The organism is Paractinoplanes rhizophilus (assembly GCF_042664765.1).
Taxonomy (GTDB): domain Bacteria; phylum Actinomycetota; class Actinomycetes; order Mycobacteriales; family Micromonosporaceae; genus Actinoplanes; species Actinoplanes rhizophilus.
Window position 1 is genome coordinate 1 of record NZ_JBHTBJ010000035.1, and the last position, 20,236, is coordinate 20,236.

Consider the following 20,236-nt stretch of genomic DNA (forward strand, 5'->3'; position numbering starts at 1 on the left):
GGCACCGCCGCCGCCCGTAGCAACCGCCGAAACGCCGTCCGCAGCCACGCCCGCGCCGCCACCCACGGCCGAGCCCGCGCCCGCGCCGCCGCCTACAGCCGCCTCCGCGCCGCCACCCATGGCCGAGCTCGCACCCGCGCCGCCGCCTACAGCCGCCTCCGCGCCGCCACCCACGGCCGAGCCCGCGCCGCCACCCACACCCGCACCGGCACCGGCACCGCCGCCGCCCGTAGCAACCGCCGAAACGCCGTCCGCAGCCACGCCCGCGCCGCCACCCACAGCCACGCCCGCGCCGGCGCCCGTCGCCATCCGCGGGGCGCCCTCTGCGGCAACCGCGGGCGCACCCGCGGCTGCCATCGTTGCGGCGGCGGTGTCGGGCTTGGCCTCCATGTCGCCGAGGGTTGCCGGTCGCGGGTCCTCCGGCGTGGGCGGCGCGTCGGCCGACGGCGAGTAGGTGATCGTCGAGGGCGCTTCCCATTGGATGTGGGGCGGCTCGGCGATGGCCTGGCCGCCGAACTCCGCCAGCCAAGCCGCCACCAGGGCCAGATTTTCCCGCCACTGAGCCTCGGGAATCACCGGCAGGATGTCGTCCCACAGCGAGAGGAACGTGCCCCGCAACTGGAGGCGCCCGTAAGGCCGGGCCAGGAACCAGAGGTGGAGGTGGGCAGAGCCGTCGCCCCAACGGTTGACGTGAACCCGCGCCACACCGTCGAGGGAACGGATCGCGCGCTCGAGCCGAACCGTCATGACGCCGAGCTCGGCGGCCAGCAGGTTCGGTAGGTCTCCGAGGTCGAGGTGCGAGCGGCACTCGAGGATCAGAACCATGGGGAGGCCCGTTGGCCGGTCCATGGCCCGCACCCGCCATCGCTCGCTGACCCAGATATACGCGTCGTCGGGCGTGCCGCAGGCGATGCAGTCGGCCGCGTCCTCGCCGCTGCGGGGCGGCTCAACCTCGACCGGGGCGGCCAGCGGTTTGACCCGCATGTCGCCCTCGAAGGGGAACGAAGGCCATCGTGTGAAGTCGGGCAGGGGGACCGTGTTGTCGGGCACGGGCGAACTTTAGCCCAGGCCAGGGCCCGTGTCCCGGGTCAATTTTCGGCCTGTGGAGCAACGGTGCGTCAGCCCTCAAATCGTCGAGATCAACGTCGATGCTCATCACCGTCGGTGGGCACCACAACACCCGCAAAGTTATCCACAGAAGTTATCCACAGCCCGCCCAGTTTCACGTGAAACACGACGTCGCAGGCTTGCACCGCCTGTGGATGAACCGTCGGACGCCGCCACCCACATCGGCCATGTTTCACGTGAAACGCCTCGGGCCGGTTTCTCAACAGCCGTTACACACAGCCTGTGGATAACCCACCCAGGTTCGGATCCTCAGTTTGATTTGCTCTCGGGTAGGCACACACTCCATCGACAGAGGGACGACCCGTTCGGCGATATCGGTTGAGCGGAGCTTCTCATCGCCGGGGATCGCCAGGGCGAGCAACCGGCTCCCTCTCTTTGGGCGTCGCTCCTCACCGTGCCCCTCCGACCGCCGGCCCGCCCGTGCCTCCCCTCGACGGTCTGGAAGGCGTTACGCCCATCCACTTGCCTTCCGACCTTCGAGGCCACGCCGATGCTCTCTTGTCTTCCGCCATCATCGCGCCAGGGTCGCGAGCGAGCGAGTCACGTTTCACGTGAAACGGGCTCCGGGCTCCGGGCTCCGGGCTCCGGGCTCCGGGCTCCGGGCTCCGGGCTCCGGGCTCCGGGCTCCGGGCTCCGGGCTCCGGGCTCCGGGCTCCGGGCTCCGGGCTCCGGGCTCCGGGCTCCGGGGGATTGTAGAGCGGACGGTTTCACGTGAAACAAGGCGAACTCTGAGATCCCCATTCGGCAAACGCAGTCCGACGAGCCCCGGCCCGCACGCCATCCGACAGCAGCGCGACGCACCGTGCCCGGCACAGCGTTCAAGCCAGCGCACCGTCTCGGCTCTGGAGGATCGGTCCGAGGATCCGCCAACACGACGGTCGGCCTATTCGCCGACGGCAGTCACGGGATACAAGGCCCGCCCGTCGCCCGTCCGACCGATCCCCGGGAGGCGCGTCTGGTGCCGCCAAAGTCGCGCTTCGTGCAGAGGGCGCGGCACGCCTGGCGTTTCACGTGAAACGCCGACACGGGAGCGCGCCGCACTAACGGCTGCGGCCATTTGAGCGGTCAGCGTCGCCCGCCTGATCGGTCCGACACCCACGACGCGCCGAGTTCGAACTGGAGGCGCAACGAAGTATGGGAAGCGGGCACAGACGGCGCCCGGGGTTGCCGTTAACGGCGGCGGCTCGACCGAGGCGATGCCGACCCCGCGGACCCACATTGGGCACGCGAGCAACGCGCCGTTTCACGTGAAACCTCCGGAGAGAAGTGCCGATGCCAAGAAGACCGCAAGCCGCACCAACCACCACCTCCAAGCGGGTCGGTCGCTAGATGGTCACGAGAAAGCCCTCCCGTAAAGAGACGATGATCAACGCCAACCGAGGACGAATGCCCAGTTCGGTTCTGTCAGAGCCATTCTCCTGAGATTTCTCGGCGGCCAAGATCTCGGGACGGACGCTTCCCAAACCGTGACAAAATGATCGGGCACCGGCCAAGTGCCCGCAGCCATGAGAACGGGGCTCAACAAGAGCCGGGGCCAGCAGTAAAGGCCACGAGAAGACAACAAGAAAGGCACGTGACGAATCACGTGCCTCCAAGACCAACGAATGAACTCTAGTCTGTCGACGACAAGCCCTCGTCCTCCACGCCGATCATCCCGACTATCCGTTCGAGGTCGTCCACCGTCGCGAACTCGATGGTGATCTTTCCCTTGTTTCGGCCGATGTCTACCTTCACCCTGGTGTCGAACCGATCCGACAGCCGGTCGGCCAACTCGTTCAGGGCCGGCGCGTGCACCTTCGCCCGCCGAGTGGGCGCGGCCTTCTTGGCCGGCGACCCGTCCGCGAGAGCCAGCGTCACGATCTCCTCGGTGGACCGCACGGAGATCCCCTCGGCCACGATCCGGTTCGCCAGATCGATCTGCGCCTGCCCGTCGCTCAACCCGAGCAGCGCCCGAGCGTGCCCGGCGGACAGCACCCCGGCCGCCACCCGCTGCTGCACCTGCGGCGGCAGATTCAACAGCCGGATCGTGTTGGAGATCTGCGGCCGGCTGCGCCCGATCCGCTTGGCCAACTCCTCGTGCGTGGCGCCGAACTCCTCCAGCAGCTGCTGATAGGCGGCCGCCTCTTCGAGCGGGTTCAGGTTCGCTCGGTGGATGTTCTCGAGGAGCGCGTCTCGCAGCATCGCATCGTCGCGGGTGTCGCGCACGATCGCGGGAATCGTCTCCTTGCCGACGGCCTGCGCGGCCCGCCAGCGACGCTCACCCATGACGAGCTCGAACTGCCCGTCGCCCAGGTCGCGCACGACGATGGGCTGAAGGAAGCCGACCTCCCGGATCGAGGTCTTCAGCTCCTCGAGCGCCTCCTCGTCGAAATGGTGCCGCGGCTGCTTGGCGTTCGGCACGATCGAGGTGACCGGCAGCTCGGCGAAGCGCGCGCCCGGCACCGGCGCCAACTGATCATCGGCGGCCGGCGGGGCAGAGGTCTCCAGCGGAGGCGGCGCCGGCATCGGCGCCACCGGCGGAGATGACGGGTCGACGGCCGGCGCCGTCGGGATCAGCGCGCCCAGGCCGCGGCCCAGGCCGCCCCGTGGACGATTTTTCATGCCGTGCCTCCCGTGTTGACGCCACGCATCGCGATCTCCAGGGCGGCCTCGAAGTAGCTGGTGGCACCCCTCGATCCGGGATCGTAGGTCATCACGGATTGCCCATAGCTCGGAGCCTCGGACACCCGCACGTTCCGCGGGATGACGGCATTGAGCACCTTGTTGCCGAAGTGATTGCGCACGTCCTGCTCGACCGCGTCGGCGAGCCGGGTCCGGCGGTCGTACATGGTCAGCAGGATGGTGGAGACGTCGAGGGTCGGATTCAGGTGCTGACGAACCAGGTTGATGTTGTTGATCAGCTGGTTCAGCCCTTCAAGCGCGTAGTACTCGCACTGGATCGGGATCAGCACCTCCTGTGCCGCGCAGAGCGCGTTGACCGTGAGGAGGCCGAGCGACGGCGGGCAGTCGATGAAGACGTAGTCGAACTTTTCCGGATGGGCCGCGATCGCCCGCGCCAGGCGAGACTCGCGCGCCACCACCGAGACCAGCTCGATCTCCGCACCGGCCAGGTCGATCGTGGCCGGCACGCAGAACAGGTTCGGAATGCCATCGACCGGCTGCGCGACCTCGGACAACGGCACGTTGTCGATCAGGCAGTCGTAGACATCCGGCACGCCGGCGTGGTGGGGCACATTGAGACCGGTGGAGGCGTTGCCCTGCGGGTCGAGGTCGACGACGAGCACACGGTTGCCATGCAGCGCCAGGGCGACCGCGAGGTTCACGGTCGTGGTCGTCTTGCCGACGCCACCCTTCTGGTTCGCGACGCAGAGCACCCTCGGGTGGTCCGGACGCGGCATGGTGATTTCGCCGCTCGGGTTGAGGATCTGCACAGCTCGCAACGCTTCCATGGCTAGCGGGGGATCGTCTTCATCCTGGCTCGGCGTTTCACGTGAAACATGCTCGTCAGCGCCGAAGGTGGGACTCGCCGGCCCGAATGACGGCCCCGCGGGCGCGACCGGGCCACCCGATTCCGAGGTCGGCGCGGGCGAGGACGAGACGGGGGACGACGAAGCCGCGGAAGGGGAAACCGGGGCGGACGAGACCGGCACCGGCGACGACGCAACCGCGGGCGGGCCCGAGCGGGGCGCCGGAAGGCGCGGCTCTTCCGGGCCGGGCTGCGGCGCCGGCGTCCCATAGACCTGCCCGGAAGAGGCCCGCGGCATGTAGCCGCTGCCCGCCCGAGGCGAAGGCACGCCCTGGTCGAGAATGAACGCGCCAGTGGGGACGCCGAAGCCGGTGCCCGCGGGGCCGGTAGGACCTAGAGGCGACTCGGTTTCACGTGAAACACCGAACTCATGCACCGTTTTATCCCTGTTGGTGAGGAACGGGTCGGTAGGCGACACATGCGTTCCGGAAGCAGCGGACCGGTCCACACTATCGACGCCCGGCCAGCCTACGGCGGTCGGGCGAGCCTCGCCACGGCCGTCCGCCTGTTGAGGCGAGTGCAACGTAGACAGATCGTCGACCGGCGGCGCCGCAAAGACCATCATGCCCGGCACCAGCCGTAACGCCGCGGCCTCGGCACAGCCACCTCGGCGCGCGCCGTCCCCCTCAAAACCACCCAAAAACCCCGCGACCTCATCGTTGAGCCGATCAACGCGAGGCGGCTGATTCTCGGTGACATTTTTATCCGTACGCGATAAAGCGTCCGCTCGCCGCCGCTCCCGAGGCTCGGGCGCCTCCTCCCGGCCACCTCGCGAAGATGGTGGCTTGGCCGCGTCGGGACGTCGGTTCTTGACGTTTCTCTTCCGGGCGCCCCGCTTGGCCATTTATCCCCTCCGCGTTCTCCTTCGCCCGGAGTCGCGCCCGCCGGCCCTTCCGCCGGTGCCGCGCCCCTGAGCCTCCGCCCGGCTGGACGGCTTTGGCCGTGGCGGCACAACTTCGCGCTCCTTGACGATCTCCACGACCGTCGTCGGCGGGTCGATGACCCCCACTCCGCAGGCGTGAAGCACCGGCGCGGCGCCGCCCAGCGAGGCGATCACCGCACGGTGCTCCGCCACCTCGTCGGCCGCCGAGCTGCCCTTCAGCGCCAGCAGCCGCCCGCCGGTGCGGGCAAGCGGCAGGCACCAGCCGGCCAGCCGGTCGAGCGGGGCGACCGCCCGCGCGGTGACGACGTCGGCGCCGGCGGGGGGTCCGTCGACAACGTCCTCGGCGCGGCCCCGGACGACCGTGACGGTCGACTCGAGGCCGAGGGCGGTCACCGCCTCCGACAGGAACGCGGTTCGTCGTGCCAGCGGCTCGACCAGGGCGATGCTCAGATCCGGCCGGGCCACTGCCAGCACGATACCGGGCAAACCGGCACCAGACCCAACGTCGACGACCGAAGCGCCGATAGGGATGATCTCTGCCATAACTGCACAATTCACTAGGTGCCGCTCCCAGATCCGCGGCGCCTCCCGTGGACCGATCAGCCCCCGCACGACTCCGTCGGTGACGAGCAGCCGCGCATACTCCACCGCCAGCCCGAACCGGTCGCCGAAGACCCGCTCCGCTTCCGCCGCGAACTCCGCAGGGGGAGCAGCGCCGACCGAGTCGGATGCGGCCGGCGGTGAAGGAGAAGGCGGAGTCGAAGCAGGCGAAGCAGGCGAAGGGGGAGACGGCCGCGAAGGGACAGACGAAGAAGCAGGCGAAGCGGGAGACGCAGGCGCGGCAGACGAGGGCTTACGCCCGGGAAACGCGATGGGCCGTCGCGGAGTCCGGCGCCCCGGGAAAGACGACGGCCCGGACGAAGACTCGCCCGGGCCGCTCTCACCCGCGCCGAAGCGGGGTTCGGTCATGCTCAGTCCGCCGCCCGCACCACGATGCGGCGATTCGGCTCGACGCCCTCCGATTCGCTCTCCACGCCCGGGATGGCGTTGACCACGTCGTGCACGCATTTGCGCTCGAACGCCGACATCGGCTCGAGCCGCACCGGGTCGCCGTGCTCCTTGACCTTCTCGACCGCGTTGCGGGCGACCGCGGCCAGTTCCTTGCGGCGCGACGCCCGGTAGCCGCCGATGTCCAGCAGCAGGCGTGACGGCGATCCGGTGGCCCGGAAGATCGCCAGGCGGGTGAGCTCCTGCAGCGCCTCCAGCGTGGCGCCGCGCTGGCCGACGAGCGGTTGCAGCCGGCCGCCGACCACCTCGACCATCGGGCGCCCGGCCGACACGAGTTCGTCGATGTCGCCGTCGTAGTCGAGGATGTCCAACAGCCCCTCGACGTAGTCGGCCGCGATCTCGCTCTGCCGGAACAGGTCACTCTCGGAGGTGACGGTCTCCGACTTCTTGGTCTCCTCGGTCGCCTCCTCCGCCGCCGGCGCCTCGGGCGCGGACGACGGGGCGGGCGATTCGGCGGAGACCGAAGAATCGGGAGTGCTGGTGTCGGTCACGGTTCATCTCCGTACTCATCGGGCCGGACCTGCTCGGTCCGCTGTTTCCCGCGGCGGCGCCCGCGGGCAGGTTCAGGAAGGGGAGCGCTCGGACGCCGTACGACGCCCGAGCCGCGATCATCCCTTGGGTTTGCTCGCCGGTCGGGCGCCCTTCTTCGGATTCACCGGTTTGGCGCCGGGCCGCGGGGCGAGCTTCTTGGTGTCCACGACCGGGGTCTCGGGCTCGGCCTGCGCCTTGTTGCGGCCGAACAGGCCACCAGTGCGGCCGGGCTGGACCGGGTTCTTCGGGGCGCCGGTCGGCTTCTTGGTCGGGCCGGACGGCTTGGCCGGCGAACCGCCACCCTTGCCGGCCATCGGCGGCGGCGGGAACTTGCGGAGCACCCACTGCTGCTGGGCCAGCGTGAACAGGTTGTTGGTGACCCAGTAGATGATCACACCGATCGGGAACAGCGAGCCGGAGACGAGCAGCGACAGCGGGATGCCGTAGAGCATCAGGCGCTGGATCATCTTCTGCTGCGGGTCCTCGGCCCAGCCGGTCTTGAGGATCATCTGCCGGCTGGTCGCGTACGTGGTGGTCATCATGATCAGGACCAGCACGCCGGCGACGATCTTGACGGTGGCGCTGTTGGCCTGGAGGGCGGTCAGCTCCTGCGCCGTCGAGCCGAATTTCGAGGCCAGCGGGGCGTTGAACAGCGACGCGTGGGTGGCGTCCCGGAACTGGTCGGTGGTCCAGCCGTACAGCGTGGTCTGGGTGTTCGACGGGTTGAGGCGGCGCAGCACGTGGAACAGGCCGAGGAAGACGGGAATCTGCAAGAACATCGGAAGGCAGCCCATCAGCGGGTTCGCCTTCTCGGTCTTGTAGAGCTCCATCATTTCTTTCTGGAGCGTCTCGCGGTCGCCCTTGTGCTTCTCCTGCAGAGCCTTGACCTTGGGCTGCAACGCCTGCATGGCCCGCTGGCTCTTGATCTGCTTGACGAAGACCGGGAACAGGATGACGCGGACCGTCACCACCAGGAAGACGATGGCCAGCACCCAGGACCAGTTGGTCCCGAGGAACTTGCCGTCCATCCCGATGGAGCTCCACAGGGATTGCCAGCGCAGGAGGATCCACGAAATGGCGTAGTAGATCCAGTCGAGGCTCAATTCAGGCTCCAGTCACATCGGCAGGACGGTGACGGATCGGGTCAGGCACCGGGTCGTACCCGCCAGGGTGGAAGGGGTGGCAGCGCAGGAGCCGCCAGATCGTCAGGCCCGTCCCTCGGATCGCACCGTGCTTCTGCAGCGCCTCCAAGGAGTACGCGCTGCACGAGGGGTAGAACCGACAGCGGGCCGGCAGCACCGGGCTCACATAACGACGGTACGCGACGACCATCGCGGTCAGCACACGGGCGAGCACGCTCATCGCTGCCGCCTGGGCCGGCGGGCCGCCGCGAGGGCCGCCGCGAGATCGGCGCCCAGCTCGGCGTACGACGCCGACGCCGACGCCGGGAGCGCCCGGACCACCAGCAACGACCCGTCGGGCAGGTCGCCGAGCAGCGGCCGGACCAGGTGACGGAGCCGGCGGCGGACCTTGTTGCGCACCACCGCGTTGCCGACCGCCTTGGATACGACGAAGCCGGCGCGTGCCGTGGAGGCTCGCACCGGCTCCTCGAGAAGCAGATGAACGACGACCGTGCCCCGGCCGGCTCGCCGGCCACCGCGAATGGTCGCGGCGAACTCGGCGCTACGCCGCATACGCTGCGCGGCGGCCAGCACGACTACCTGGGCATTCCGGCCCGCAAGCCGCCGGCTCAGGCCGACAGCTTGGCGCGACCCTTGGAGCGACGGCCGGACAGGATGGCACGGCCGGCCCGGGTGCGCATCCGCAGCCGGAAGCCGTGGGTCTTGGCGCGCCGGCGGTTGTTCGGCTGGTAGGTGCGCTTGCTCACGTCGAAACTCCGTCTTCATTACTGACGTCTGTTGAGGACAACGTCCAGGGGGCATCAGGGCTGCAAGACGCCACTTTACCAGAACGCGGCGGAGCAACCGCCCGACCCTACGCAGGGCGGCGATGCAGGTCAACCATATCGTGCGTCGGCACGCCGACATCCGGGACGACCACCTCGCGGTGGGTGGTCTTTCTGCGCGGGTCGTGAATCTTTTCCCGCGCGGGGGCGCTTGTCGGCCGGTGGGACAGTTGTAGCTTCGGCGACCTCGCTGTTAGCGTGCCCGTTTGCTGGTCATCAGCGCTTTGTGCATACCACGACGTACCTGGCCAAAACCGGACAAGCGGGTGAATCGTTCGGCACGGTGAGCCTGTACAACCGCGCCGTACCAGGCTCCGGTAAGTCTGCCGACCGTCCGGCCGGGAGCGACCGCCGGTCAGTGCACAGGTTGTGGATAACCTGTGGACAACCGGTGGCGTCGAGCGTGTTCAGCACGTTAAATGTGGTGCTGGATGGGGGGAGCTGTCGGACGCCCCAGAGGCGGCGGGGCAAAGGCGGTAAGCCGGACAAGGTCCACCGGGGGTCGGTGGCGATGGGGGTGGCGCGGCGGTGGCCGATCAGGTCGACCTGAGCGACGTGTGGAAGGCGACGCTGGAGGAGCTGGCCGACGAGATCTCGTCGCGCCAGCAGCGGGCATACCTCCAGCTCACCAACCTGCGCGCCATCGTCGAGGACACCGCGCTGTTGGCCGTGCCGGACGCCTTCACCCGGGACGTGATCGAGTCGCGGCTGCGCCCGGCGATCACCGAGGCGCTGAGCCGCCGGCTGAACCGGCCGATCCAGGTCGCCGTCACCGTGAAGCCTCCGGAGGACGGCACCGGGCTGCCCGGCACCGTCTACGGCACGCCCGTCGACCAGCCGACGGAAGCCGAGCCGCAGCCGCGGCACTACGCCGAGCCGGAGCAGCGCCCGCAACCCGAGGCACAGGCGTACGCGGATGACCCGTACGCCGAAAATCTGCCCTCCTATCGCAACGTGCCCACGGCCCGGGGTGGGCAGGAAGCCCTTTTCGACGCCGCGCCGGCGGCGTCGCCACCGGCCGCGCCGATACCCCCCGCGCCGATCAGTCCGATGAGCCGTCCGCCGATGGCGCCAGAGCCGCCCCCGGCCGGCGAGCCGCCGCACCGGATGCCGCCCGACCAGCTGCGTGACCAGCCGCGCCCGGACAATCGCCCCACGCTGATCGAGGACGCGCTGCCCACCCGCGGCGACAACGGCCCCGGCCGCGCGCCCATGGACATCCGGCCGGCGAGCAACCCGCGCGGTACCAACGACGGCAACCGGCTCAACCCGAAGTACATGTTCGAGACGTTCGTCATCGGCTCGTCCAACCGCTTCGCCCACGCCGCCGCCGTCGCGGTCGCCGAGTCACCGGCCAAGGCCTACAACCCGCTGTTCATCTACGGCAGCTCCGGTCTGGGCAAGACGCACCTGTTGCACGCGATCGGTCACTACGCGACGACGCTAGGTCACGCCCGCGCCGTGCGCTACGTCTCGACCGAGGAATTCACCAACGACTTCATCAACAGCCTGCGCGACGACAAGACCCAGGCGTTCCAGCGGCGCTACCGCGACGTCGACATCCTGCTGATCGACGACATCCAGTTCCTGGAGAACCGCGAGCGCACCCAGGAGGAGTTCTTCCACACCTTCAACACGCTGCACAACGCCAACAAGCAGATCGTGATCAGCTCCGACCGCTCCCCGCGCCAGCTGGCCACCCTGGAAGACCGCATGCGCACCCGCTTCGAGTGGGGCCTGCTGGCCGACATCCAGCCGCCCGACCTCGAGACGCGCATCGCGATCCTGCAGAAGAAGGCCGCCCAGGAGCGGATGTACGCCCCCGACGACGTGCTCGAGTTCATCGCCAGCCGGGTCTCCAACTCGATCCGCGAGCTCGAGGGCGCCCTCATCCGGGTGACCGCCTTCGCCAGCCTCACCCGCTCGGCGGTCCAGCTCTCCCTGGCCGAAGAGGTCCTGCGCGACTTCATGCCCGACGGCGCCGGCCCCGAGATCACCGCCGACCAGATCATGGTCTCCACCGCCGACTACTTCGGCGTCTCCCTCGAAGACCTCCGCGGACACTCCCGGTCACGGGTCCTGGTCAACGCCCGCCAGGTCGCCATGTACCTGTGCCGCGAACTCACCGACCTCTCCCTGCCCCGGATCGGACAGGCCTTCGGCGGCCGCGACCACACCACCGTCATGCACGCGGACCGCAAGATCCGCCAGCACATGGCCGAGCGCCGCTCGCTCTACAACCAGATCGCCGAGCTGACCAACCGCATCAAGCAAAACACCTGAAACCCCCTTTTCCGTACGGGTTGACGGGTCGACACACGCAGCAGCCCCGGTCCCCGCTGCTCCGCCGGCAACGACGCGCTTCCTTTCCCGAGCTCGGCCGACCGCCGTCCGTGGCATGGCTCGTCAGCGACTCGCCCGGCCCCTCCAGCTCACTCGCTCGGCTCGCTTACCCGCTTGGCCCGCTGGGCTCACTTGCCCGGCCCGCTCAGCTCGCTGGGCCCGCCCGGCTCACTGGTCCCCGCTCGGCTCACTCGGCTCACTTGGCTCGCCCGGCTCGGCTCCTCGGCTCCTCGGCTCCTCGGCTCGCCCGGCTCGCCCGGCTCGCTCGGCTCGCCCGCTCCCAGTGCCGCGTCCGCGCGCGCCGAGCCGTCTCTCCGGCGCGCGCCCATACTCGCCGAGCCGTGATGAGTTCCCGCTCGCTGCGTGCGCCGAATCATCAAGAGTGCCAACGCGACGCGCCCCCCGGCGACGGCTGCCGCGCTCGAGCGAGATGCCGTCCCTCGGTGGCGACACCAGCCTTGATGAATTGCCGCGCGCCCGGCACCCCAACTCATCACCGCTCCGCCACCCGCCGCGCTAGCCCGGGCCGCCTTGATGAATTGACGCGCGGCCGTCGCAGCACCTAATCAAGATCGACCGCTCGCTCGCCCGCCCGCCACGTCCGCAAGATCGAAATCGCGACGCCACCCCGCCGGCCACGAACCGCCCCCACCCGGTAGGGCGGGGCGAGTTTGGCACCTGGGTGTGACAAGAAGTCGCGGTCGTCCACAGCGGGGGCGCCTCCGAGGTGAGCGGTGCCGGGCGAGAACTCGCGGATCACACCTCGCAGTCGTCCACAGCATGGAGAGTTACCCACAGGCCGGTACCCGAAAGAGTATCGTTTGGGCGTTTTCCATACCTTTGCCCACAGCCTGTGTATAACCCCGGTGCATATCTCTGGGACCGGATCTCCGCGCTCACTCACACACAGCCGACGCTTGTCAACGCTGGAACCGGACGGCTTCGTGCCAACGTTTTCCACACCAATCCACAGGACCTCACAGGGGTTTATCCCCAGCGGTGGACAACCCTCGGCCCGGCAACCCACAGATGTGGATGAGGCCTGGGGAAATCGATGTGGACAGACACTCTCCGTCACCTCGTTGTCCACCGCCTGTGGAAGCGTGTGGATTTCCTGTTGAAGGTTCTGGGGAGAACGACCCGGTACCGTTCCGACGCTATGCACAGGTCGGGGGACAAACCCCGTGGATATCCGGTGGATATCCGGTGGATATCCGGTGGACAACGGTGGACAACCGAAGTCAGGTCGACGACTGTGGACGCAGACCAGGGTTTGTACCCTGGTTGCCCACATGTGAATCACCGGTGGATAACCTTCTGACCTGCAACAACTCGAGTTCTCCACAGTGTGCACAGGCCCGATGAAGACGACTAGAAGTTTTCTAGTAGAGAACAAAAAGCAATCAACGGCGTTGGGGATGTTGTGGATGGGGCCGCCGGCGGCTCCTGCCTCCTCGCCCTGAAGGAAGCAACGGCAGGGCCGGGCACGCACGGACTTGCTGCCCGCAATAAAGTTCGTGGGGGTCGAAGCCCCCGATATGAGGAAGCGACGCGGAGGACAGCATGAAGTTCCGGGTGGAGCGAGACGCACTCGCCGACGCCGTGGCGTGGACGGCCAAGAGCCTGCCCAGTCGTCCGTCGGTGCCGGTGCTCGCCGGCGTCATGCTGCGAGTCACCGACGGCCGGCTGCACGTTTCCGGCTTCGACTACGAAGTCTCCAGCCAGGTGAGCGTCGAGGTGCAGGCCGACGCCGACGGGGCCGCCCTGGTCTCCGGTCGCCTGCTGGCCGAGATCACCAAGGCGCTGCCGGCCAAGCCGGTCGACATCGCCGCGGTCGGTGCGCACCTGGAGCTCGTGTGCGGCAGCGCCCGGTTCACGCTGCCGACGATGCCGGTGGAGGACTACCCGACGCTGCCGGAGATGCCGTCGAGCGCCGGCACGGTCGACGCCGCCGGCTTCGCGGCCGCGGTCGCGCAGGTGGCCATCGCGGCCGGCCGCGACGAGACGCTGCCGATGATGACCGGTGTGCGCATCGAGCTGAACGGCTCGACGATGGCAATGCTGGCGACCGACCGCTACCGCCTCGCGATGCGCGAGATGGAGTGGAACCCGGACGACCCCGAGATCAGCCTCAACGCGCTGGTCCCGGCCAAGACGCTGAACGACACGGCCAAGACCCTCGGCCCGCTCGGCGGCTCGGTGACGCTGGCACTGTCCCAGGGCAACGCGGGCGAGGGCATGATCGGCTTCGCCGGTGGCACCCGCCGCACCACGAGCCGCCTGCTGGACGGCGCCAACTATCCGCCGGTCCGCTCGCTGTTCCCCGCGAGCCACAACGCGGAGGCCCGGGTCGCCGTCGCCGCCCTGGTGGAGGTGGTCCGCCGGGTTGCCCTGGTCGCCGAGCGCACCACCCCGGTGCTGCTCAGCTTCAGCGAGGACGGGCTGGTCGTGGAGGCCGGCACTACCGAGGAGGCGCGGGCCAGCGAGGCGATGGAGGCGACGTTCACCGGCGAGGCGCTGACGATCGGCTTCAACCCGCAGTACCTGATCGACGGCCTGCAGAACCTAGGTGCCCCCAACGCGGTCCTGTCGTTCGTCGACGCGTTCAAGCCGGCTGTGATCTCCCCCGCAGGCGAAAACGGCGAAATCGTGCCCGGTTACCGCTATCTGATCATGCCGATCCGGGTAACGCGCTGATACTGGGCTTCAGAGAACCGCACATCTAGGGGGAACACCATGCAGCTTGGCCTTATCGGTCTCGGGCGGATGGGCGGCAACATGGCCGACCGTATCCGCAAAGCCGGGCACGAAGTGGTCGGATACGACCATCACCCGGAGAAACGGGACGTAAACTCGCTCGCCGAGATGGTCGAGAAGCTCCAGGCGCCGCGGGTCGTGTGGACCATGGTCCCGGCCGGCGAGATCACCGAGAACACGATCGACGAGCTGAGCGAGCTGCTCTCCGCGGGCGACCTGATCATCGACGGCGGCAACTCGAAGTTCACCGACGACGGCCCGCGCGCCGAGCGGCTCGCCGCCAAGGGCATCGGGTACATGGATTGCGGCGTCTCCGGCGGCATCTGGGGCAGCCAGAACGGCTATGCCCTGATGGTCGGCGGCAGCGCGGCGGACGTGGCCAAGGCCCAGCCGATCTTCGACGCGCTCAAGCCCGAGGGCCCGTACGGCTTCGTGCACGCCGGCCCGGTCGGCGCCGGCCACTACACCAAGATGGTCCACAACGGAATCGAGTACGGCATGATGCAGGCGCTCGCCGAGGGCTGGGAGCTGCTCGAGGCCTCCGAGTACGTGGACAACGTCCCCGGCGCGATCAAGAGCTGGCGCGAGGGCAGCGTCGTCAAGTCGTGGCTGCTCGACCTGCTCGACCGGGCACTCGACGGCGACCCCGAGCTGGGCAAGCTCAAGGGCTACGCCGAGGACACCGGCGAGGGCCGCTGGACGGTCGACGAGGCCGTCCGTCTCGCCGTGCCCGCCCACGTGATCGCCGCGTCGCTGTTCACCCGCTTCGAGTCCCGCCAGATCGACTCGCCGGCCATGAAGGCCGTCGCCGCGCTGCGCCAGCAGTTCGGCGGCCACGCCGTCATCAGCTGAGCCGGCCGAGCTGCCACGGCGGCTTCGCCGCACGACGAAGGACAATCAGGGGATGTACGTACGCCGGGTCGAGTTGAGCGACTTCCGCTCGTACCAGCGGGTGGCGGTCGACCTCGACCCGGGCGTGTCGGTGCTGGTCGGCCAGAACGGCATGGGCAAGACCAACCTCGTCGAGGCGCTCGGCTACGTGGCCACACTGGACAGTCACCGGGTGGCCACCGACGCACCCCTCGTCCGGGCCGGCGCCGCGTCGGCCGTCATCCGGTGCGCGATCGTCCACGATGGACGCGAGTTGCTGGTCGAGCTCGAGATCGTCCCGGGCAAGGCCAACCGGGCCCGGCTCAACCGCTCGCCGGTGCGCCGCCCCCGCGAGGTGCTGGGCGCGCTGCGCATGGTGCTGTTCGCTCCCGAGGATCTCGAGCTGGTCCGCGGCGACCCGTCCGCGCGCCGCTGCTACCTCGACGACCTGCTCGTCGCCCGCCAGCCCCGCTACGCCGGCGTCCGCGCCGACTACGACCGGGTGATCAAGCAGCGCAACGCCCTGTTGCGCACGGCGTACCTGACCCGCAAGGTCGGCGGCACCCGCGGCCAGGATCTGTCCACGCTGGCGGTCTGGGACCAGCACCTCGCCCACCACGGCGCCGAGCTGCTGGCCGGCCGGCTGGAGCTGGTCGCGGCGCTCGGCCCGCACCTCACCAAGGCCTATGACGCGGTGGCGGCCGGGAGGGCGGCCGCCTCCATCGCGTACGCCTCGGGCCTGGGCGACGCCCTCGCACCCGACCGGGAGGCGCTCGAGCAGGCGCTGCTCGCCGCCCTGCAGGAGCGCCGGACGGCCGAGATCGAGCGCGGGGTGACCCTGGTCGGCCCGCACCGCGACGACCTCACCCTGACGCTGGGCGACCTGCCGGCGCGGGGCTACGCGAGCCACGGCGAGTCCTGGTCGTTCGCCCTGGCGTTGCGCCTGGCCGCGTACGACCTGCTGCGCTCCGACGGCATCGAGCCGGTGCTGGTCCTCGACGACGTGTTCGCCGAGCTCGACGGCGGCCGCCGCGACCGCCTCGCCGCCCTGGTCGCCGACGCCGGCCAGCTGCTGGTGACCTGCGCGGTGCCCGAGGACGTCCCGCCCTCGCTGCGTGGCGCCCGCTTCGACGTGACCCTCGGATCGGTGTCCCGTGCCCAGTGACGATCGCCCCTACGACCCGACCGCCGAGCGGTTCTTCCCCAAGGGCCGCTTTCCACAGCCCGATCCACACCTCGGCGAGGGTGACACCGCCCCGTCGTGGTACGACACGCCACCCCCGGACGACATCGCGCCCGGGCGCGGAAGGGGACGGGAAGCTCGCGGGCCGGAAGGTCGCGGACGCGAAGCACGTGAGCCGGAATCTCTCGGGCCGGATGCGCGCGGGTCCGAACGCCGCGAGCCGGGGCGAGGGCCGGAAGGTCGCGCCGGCCGGACGACGGGTGGGGGTCGGGCCGGGCCGGACGAGCGGGCCGCTGCGGCCGACCGTGCGCCGGGGGCAGGAGTGGATCAGGGCGAGGGGGCTTCGGAGGCTCAGCGAGGCGCTGAGGGGGCTTCCGGGCCCGAGTTGGCGCGGGCCGTGCTCGACGCCGCGCTCGCCAAGCGCAAGGCCGCCACGGCCAACCCGCGCCGCCGGGGCGATGGCGGCACCGCAGGCAAGCGCCCGCGGGGCTATTCGGGCCCGGGTCCCGACCCGCGCGATCCCCAGTTGTTCGGCGACGTGCTGGCCCGGCTGATGAAGGCCCGCGGCTGGGAGAAGCCGAAGGCCGAGGCCACCGTGTTCGGCGCGTGGGAGCGGGTGGTCGGCCCCGAGATCGCCAAGCACAGCCGGCCGGTGAAGCTCGACGACGGCGTGCTGACGGTCGAGGCCGAGTCGACCGCCTGGGCCACCCAGCTTCGCCTGCTCGCCGCGTCGCTGCTGCGCAACATCGGCACCGAGGTGGGCCACAACGTGGTCAAGAAACTCAACATCCACGGCCCGGCCGCGCCGTCGTGGAACCGAGGCCCGCGCCGGGTGCAGGGGCGGGGCCCGCGGGACACGTACGGCTGAATGGTGCTCTTGATTTTGAAGTTTCAGGCGGTTTGCGCGCTTGCTCAGTAGTCGGCGAAAACGGCAAAGCCGCGATCGGCGCATCTGCGGTAGAAGCCGCCCAAAATCGCCAGCTCGGAGCGGGCGAAGCTCCAGTGCGGCGCGTTGCCGGCGTCGTCGCGCAGGGCCGACAGGCGGTTCTCCAGCCAGCGCAACTGCTGCTCGGCGAGCCGGCCCTGGTTGATCGCCGCCCGCATGACCTCGGCGACGGTGTCGAAGGTGACCAGGTCGCCGAACTTCTCATGGCCCTCGACGAAGCGCTCGAGGCCGCCGGCGATCCACGCGCAGCCGTCGGGATCGATCACCGGATCCTCGTCCTCGGCGGCCGCGTCGGTCGCGTAGAGCACCCCATCCAGGCCGAGCAGCAGGTCGACCAGCTCGGTGTACGCGGTGGCGCGCACCGTGCCGGTCTTCGCGATGTGCAGGGCCAGCGCCCCGGTCGGTGCGGCGATCTCGGGCGCGTCGGCGATCGCCCCGAAGTCGACGAACTCGGCGGGAGCCACCGGGTCGTAATACTGGTTCGTGCGCGGCCAGTGCACCGCGACGTTCTCCAGCCCCTTGTCGTGCGCCATGTTGGGGGCCACCCCTCCTCGACCTGCTGCGCGGCCGTCCGGCCGTCCACCGGATCCGCGCGGGCGAGAGTACGACACGACGGCCCGGTGTTGTGAGGCAGTGTCGCAGCGCGTGGCCGCTCGGTCCGGCAGGCGCGCGGTGACGATCGACAGCCGGATGACTTGTCGTTGCGCGAGACGGCTCTTCCGTGTAGGGGGAGACTCGGGTGGCGGCTCCGACGGCGCTACGGCGATCTGAGGCACCCGGACGGGGTGCCGGACCCTCGCAAACTCGTTCCGGCGAGGTAGAATCGACGCAGACCGGGAAAGCATTGCGTAGCGGTCCAAGACGATGGGCGTTGACGCCCGTCACGCTACGCGGTTTTTCCAGCCGATCACGATCCGCGGGCTCGCCGCGGCGACCGGCGTGCACGGTTCCACCGGTGGTCCGCTCCTCCCCGCGGCTTCTGCCTTTGGTGCGCCATGCCCGCCGGCTGCCCCGTCACGCGCCCGACAACCCCGCCGCGGGGCCTCCCACCAGGGGCCCGGCGCGAGAAAGTGGCCGAGGGTGGCAGAGAAGAAGCAGGAATACGGTGCCGGTCAGATCACCGTGCTCGAAGGCCTCGAAGCAGTCCGCAAGCGTCCCGGCATGTACATCGGCTCCACCGGTGAGCGCGGTCTTCACCACCTCGTCTGGGAGGTTGTGGACAACGCCGTGGACGAGGCGATGGCCGGGTACTGCGACACCGTCGATGTGGTCCTGCGGGCCGACGGTGGCGTCTCGGTCACCGACAACGGCCGCGGTTTCCCGGTCGACCTGCACCCGAAGCTGAAGAAGCCGGGTGTCGAGGTCGCGCTGACCGTCCTGCACGCCGGCGGCAAGTTCGAGGGCACGGCGTACAAGGTCTCCGGCGGCCTGCACGGCGTCGGCGTCTCGGTGGTCAACGCGCTGTCCACCCGGATGCACGTCGAGATCCACAAGGACGGCTTCGTCTGGCGTCAGGACTACCACAACTCCAAGCCCGGCCCCCTGCAGAAGGGCGAGCCCACCACTACGACCGGCTCGACCGTGCAGTTCTGGCCCGACGCGGGGATTTTCGAGACCACCGACTTCGACTTCCAGACCATCTACCGCCGGCTGCAGGAGTACGCGTTCCTCAACAAGGCGCTGACGATCAACTTCACCGACGAGCGCTCGGTCGACGAGGAGGGCAACCAGCGCAAGGTCACGTTCATGTACGAGGACGGCATCTCCGACTTCGTCCGCCACCTGAACATGACCAAGAACCCGATCCACAAGTCGGTCATCGACTTCGGCTCGGAGTCGACCGAGGAGGGCATGGCCGTCGAGATCGCCATGCAGTGGAACGAGTCGTACGGCGAGTCGGTCTACACCTTCGCCAACTCGATCAACACGCACGAGGGCGGCACCCACGAGGAGGGCTTCCGGTCGGCGCTGACCAGCATCGTCAACCGCTACGGCGCCGAGAAGAAGTTCCTCAAGAGCGACGAGAAGCTCTCCGGCGAGGACATCCGTGAGGGTCTCGCCGCGATCATCTCGGTGAAGCTGCAGAACCCGCAGTTCGAGGGCCAGACCAAGACCAAGCTCGGCAACACCGACATGAAGAGCTTCGTCCAGCGGGTCGCCAACGAGCAGCTGGCCGACTGGTTCGACCGCAACCCGGCGGACGCCAAAACCATCATCACTAAGGCGTCCCAGGCCGCCCGGGCGCGCATCGCCGCCCAGCAGGCCCGCAAGCTGGCCCGGCGCAAGTCGCTGCTGGAGTCCGGCTCGATGCCGGGCAAGCTGGCCGACTGCCAGTCGACCGACCCCCGGGTGTGCGAGCTGTTCATCGTCGAGGGCGACTCGGCCGGCGGCTCGGCCAAGCAGGGCCGCAACAGCGCCATCCAGGCCATCCTGCCGATCCGCGGCAAGATCCTGAATGTGGAGAAGGCCCGGATCGACCGGGTGCTGAAGAACAACGAGGTCCAGTCGCTGATCACCGCGCTGGGCACCGGCATCCACGACGACTTCGACATCGCCAAGCTGCGCTACCACAAGATCGTGCTGATGGCCGACGCCGACGTCGACGGCCAGCACATCCAGACGCTGCTGCTCACCCTGCTGTTCCGCTTCATGCGGCCGCTGGTCGAGCAGGGCCACGTCTACCTGGCCGCTCCGCCGCTTTACAAGATCAAGTGGAACAAGCGCGGCGACGACGCGCAGTACGCCTACTCCGACCGGGAGCGGGACGGCCTGATCGCGCTGCGCCAGCAGAAGAAGCCGAACGCCAAGCCGGACGACATCCAGCGGTTCAAGGGCCTCGGCGAGATGAACTTCCACGAGTTGTGGGACACGACGATGGACCCGGCGACGCGCACGCTACGTCAGGTGACGCTCGACGACGCCGCAACAGCGGACGAGCTCTTCAGCGTCTTGATGGGTGAAGACGTCGAGGCGCGGCGCTCGTTCATCCAGCGCAACGCCAAGGACGTGCGCTTCCTCGACATCTGAGGGCGTCG

The 20,236-nt window shown here is 69.3% G+C and carries 15 protein-coding genes and 1 pseudogene; 6 read left to right on the forward strand and 10 right to left on the reverse strand.

Annotation, left to right across the window (positions count from 1 at the left end; translation table 11 throughout):
• From ACFQS1_RS31795 to rpmH, 9 genes are all read right to left on the reverse strand, one after another.
• A partial coding sequence (locus tag ACFQS1_RS31795) for a hypothetical protein (RefSeq protein WP_417629339.1) occupies positions 1-825 on the reverse strand: 825 nt, incomplete at its 3' end.
• A gap of 1,914 nt (positions 826-2,739) precedes the next feature.
• The gene (locus ACFQS1_RS31800; protein ID WP_378975568.1) at positions 2,740-3,729 is read right to left on the reverse strand and encodes a ParB/RepB/Spo0J family partition protein; all 990 of its coding nucleotides are present in this window, start codon (positions 3,727-3,729) and stop codon (positions 2,740-2,742) included.
• Positions 3,726-4,892 carry a ParA family protein gene (locus tag ACFQS1_RS31805; protein WP_378975673.1) on the reverse strand — a complete coding sequence of 389 codons (1,167 nt, stop codon included), beginning with the start codon at positions 4,890-4,892 and terminating at the stop codon, positions 3,726-3,728. Before ACFQS1_RS31805 ends, ACFQS1_RS31800 begins: the two co-directional genes overlap by 4 nt.
• Positions 4,893-5,498: 606 nt before the next feature.
• Positions 5,499-6,410 (reverse strand): 16S rRNA (guanine(527)-N(7))-methyltransferase RsmG, encoded by a 912-nt coding sequence (gene rsmG / locus ACFQS1_RS31810; protein ID WP_378975675.1) that lies wholly within the window; start codon positions 6,408-6,410, stop codon positions 5,499-5,501.
• A 98-nt stretch (positions 6,411-6,508) separates the two neighbouring features.
• Positions 6,509-7,096: a Jag family protein gene (locus ACFQS1_RS31815; protein ID WP_378975570.1), complete on the reverse strand. Its 588-nt coding sequence runs from the start codon at positions 7,094-7,096 to the stop codon at positions 6,509-6,511.
• Positions 7,097-7,213: 117 nt separating this feature from the next.
• Positions 7,214-8,239 carry a membrane protein insertase YidC gene (gene yidC / locus ACFQS1_RS31820; protein WP_378975572.1) on the reverse strand — a complete coding sequence of 342 codons (1,026 nt, stop codon included), beginning with the start codon at positions 8,237-8,239 and terminating at the stop codon, positions 7,214-7,216.
• Between the two features lies 1 nt (position 8,240).
• The gene (gene yidD, locus ACFQS1_RS31825) at positions 8,241-8,498 is read right to left on the reverse strand and encodes a membrane protein insertion efficiency factor YidD (protein WP_378975574.1); all 258 of its coding nucleotides are present in this window, start codon (positions 8,496-8,498) and stop codon (positions 8,241-8,243) included.
• A complete protein-coding gene (gene rnpA, locus ACFQS1_RS31830; protein ID WP_378975576.1) occupies positions 8,495-8,851 on the reverse strand; it encodes a ribonuclease P protein component in 357 nt (118 codons plus the stop codon). Before rnpA ends, yidD begins: the two co-directional genes overlap by 4 nt.
• A gap of 35 nt (positions 8,852-8,886) precedes the next feature.
• On the reverse strand, positions 8,887-9,024 hold the full coding sequence (gene rpmH / locus ACFQS1_RS31835) for a 50S ribosomal protein L34 (RefSeq protein WP_015626276.1): 138 nt from the start codon (positions 9,022-9,024) through the stop codon (positions 8,887-8,889).
• 606 nt (positions 9,025-9,630) lie between these two features.
• Here rpmH and dnaA point away from each other — a divergent pair.
• From dnaA to ACFQS1_RS31860, 5 genes and pseudogenes are all read left to right on the forward strand, one after another.
• On the forward strand, positions 9,631-11,385 hold the full coding sequence (gene dnaA, locus ACFQS1_RS31840) for a chromosomal replication initiator protein DnaA (protein WP_378975578.1): 1,755 nt from the start codon (positions 9,631-9,633) through the stop codon (positions 11,383-11,385).
• Positions 11,386-13,008: 1,623 nt separating this feature from the next.
• Positions 13,009-14,142 (forward strand): DNA polymerase III subunit beta, encoded by a 1,134-nt coding sequence (gene dnaN, locus ACFQS1_RS31845; protein WP_378975580.1) that lies wholly within the window; start codon positions 13,009-13,011, stop codon positions 14,140-14,142.
• Positions 14,143-14,172: 30 nt separating this feature from the next.
• Positions 14,173-15,054, forward strand: a pseudogene (gnd, locus tag ACFQS1_RS31850) (phosphogluconate dehydrogenase (NAD(+)-dependent, decarboxylating)); the annotation flags it as partial.
• Positions 15,055-15,106: 52 nt separating this feature from the next.
• A complete protein-coding gene (gene recF, locus ACFQS1_RS31855) occupies positions 15,107-16,237 on the forward strand; it encodes a DNA replication/repair protein RecF (protein WP_378975582.1) in 1,131 nt (376 codons plus the stop codon).
• A 340-nt stretch (positions 16,238-16,577) separates the two neighbouring features.
• Entirely contained in the window at positions 16,578-17,123 is a 546-nt protein-coding gene (locus ACFQS1_RS31860) for a DciA family protein (RefSeq protein WP_378975584.1), read from the forward strand.
• 44 nt (positions 17,124-17,167) lie between these two features.
• Here the strand turns inward: ACFQS1_RS31860 and ACFQS1_RS31865 are convergent, their stop codons facing one another.
• Positions 17,168-17,734, reverse strand: a complete 567-nt coding sequence (locus ACFQS1_RS31865; RefSeq protein ID WP_378975586.1) for a hypothetical protein — start codon at positions 17,732-17,734, stop codon at positions 17,168-17,170.
• 547 nt (positions 17,735-18,281) lie between these two features.
• Here ACFQS1_RS31865 and gyrB point away from each other — a divergent pair.
• A complete protein-coding gene (gene gyrB / locus ACFQS1_RS31870) occupies positions 18,282-20,228 on the forward strand; it encodes a DNA topoisomerase (ATP-hydrolyzing) subunit B (protein ID WP_378975588.1) in 1,947 nt (648 codons plus the stop codon).
• Positions 20,229-20,236 lie beyond the last annotated feature (8 nt).